Origin of the sequence: Mesorhizobium sp. M4A.F.Ca.ET.090.04.2.1, from assembly GCF_003999085.1 — a bacterium.
Classification (GTDB): domain Bacteria; phylum Pseudomonadota; class Alphaproteobacteria; order Rhizobiales; family Rhizobiaceae; genus Mesorhizobium.
Genome location: NZ_RZOT01000836.1, coordinates 1 through 1,468 on the forward strand (window position 1 = coordinate 1; position 1,468 = coordinate 1,468).

At 64.1% G+C, this 1,468-nt stretch carries 3 protein-coding genes; 1 reads left to right on the forward strand and 2 read right to left on the reverse strand.

The genetic code is table 11. The annotated features are described in order from the left end of the window. Together secG and tpiA are read right to left on the reverse strand one after the other, a co-directional pair. A partial coding sequence (gene secG / locus EN781_RS32420) for a preprotein translocase subunit SecG (RefSeq protein WP_127400718.1) occupies positions 1 to 295 on the reverse strand: 295 nt, incomplete at its 3' end. Between the two features lie 161 nt (positions 296 to 456). Further along, positions 457 to 1,224 carry a triose-phosphate isomerase gene (gene tpiA, locus EN781_RS32425; protein WP_126054483.1) on the reverse strand — a complete coding sequence of 256 codons (768 nt, stop codon included), beginning with the start codon at positions 1,222 to 1,224 and terminating at the stop codon, positions 457 to 459. Between tpiA and EN781_RS35665 the strand changes: the two genes are divergently transcribed. Then, positions 1,157 to 1,468 (forward strand): SurA N-terminal domain-containing protein (locus EN781_RS35665; protein WP_245492707.1); only part of this gene is annotated, 312 nt, incomplete at its 3' end. The genes tpiA and EN781_RS35665 overlap by 68 nt on opposite strands.

Here is a 1,468-nt window from a genome sequence, read left to right on the forward strand (position 1 = left end):
GCAACTGGTCGAGCACGCCCTTGCCGGCGTTGCTGGACGACGCCGGAGCGCGATCGAGGATGTCGATCGGCTTTTCGCCGTAGCGCGCCACGAGTGACAAGGTGAGAGACGTTGCAAAGAAGGCAGCCGCCAGGATCGCGGTCGCCCGCGTCAACGCATTGGCGGCGCCGCGCGCCGTCATGAAACCGGAACCGCCACCGATACCGAGACCACCGCCTTCGGAGCGCTGCAGCAGCACCACGCCGACGAGCGCGAGCACGACCATAAGGTGAATGACGATCAGTACGGTTTCCATAGTTTATCCTGGCAAGGCCTTGCGCGGCCGCGGATACGACCGGTGATTTGGAGGCGGCTCCTTACAATGCTTTAGCGGCATTTCCAAGCCCGTGGCCGGAATATGGGGAGCAATGCGCCCTTTGCAACGATTTCGGCCGCGCCGGCCGGCTGGCTCCGCGACTAGGAGATATTCAGATAGGCTTCGGCGATGCCGAGGAAATCCGCCGCCTTCAGGCTGGCGCCGCCGACCAGCGCGCCGTCGACATTGGCGACGCCGAGCAACTCGACAGCGTTGGACGGCTTGACCGAGCCGCCATAGAGGATGCGTATCTTTGCGGCCGCGCCGCCAAGCAGCTCCGTCAGCTTTGCGCGGATGTGCGCATGCGCCTCGGCGACGTCATCGGCGGTCGGCGTCAGGCCGGTGCCGATGGCCCAAACCGGTTCGTAGGCAATGACGGTGTTGGCCGCAGTGGCGCTTGTCGGCACGGAACCGGCGACCTGGCGCGACAGCACGTCGAGCGTCGTGCCTGCCTCGCGCTCGGCCCTTGTCTCGCCAATGCAGATGATAGCCACCAGCCCGGCCCGCCATGCCGCGGAGGCCTTGGCGTGGATGGTGGCATCGTCCTCGCTGAGATCGGCGCGGCACTCGGAGTGGCCGACGATGACGTGGCTGGCGCCGGCGTCCTTTAGCATCTCGGCCGAAATCCGTCCGGTGTAGGCACCGCTTTCCTTGGGATGGCAATCCTCGCCACCGGCCCGAACCGGGGTGCGCGAGAGGATTTCGGCGGCGTGCGAAAGCAGGGTCGCTGGCACGCAGACAAGCGCCTCCGTCTCGGCGTCGAGGCCGCTCATGAAGCCGTTGCCGATCATCCTCAGTTCGTTGAGCGAGGCGCTGGTGCCGTTCATTTTCCAGTTGCCGGCAACGAGCGGGCGGATTCCAGGCGTCATGGGCTTTGCTTCTCCAGGCGAGATTTGGCTTGCGCACTCACTATCAAAATCAGGCCACAAAGCAATCGACAGTGGACCGGAAGGGCGCTATTGCGCTTGTTTCAGACTCGGGCGCACGAAAAATGCGCAAAAATCGGAAGTAGGCATGCTTGGTATCTTGAGAAACGCGGCGGGCACCTGGGTCGCGAAGGCGTTGCTGTCTTTGCTGGTGATCAGCTTTGCCGTCTGGGGTATTTCGGGGCGT

Excerpts from the sequence above, each read along its gene's own strand:
- tpiA (WP_126054483.1), bottom strand. The coding sequence starts at position 1,224 with ATGACGCCTGGAATCCGCCCGCTCGTTGCCGGCAACTGGAAAATGAAC.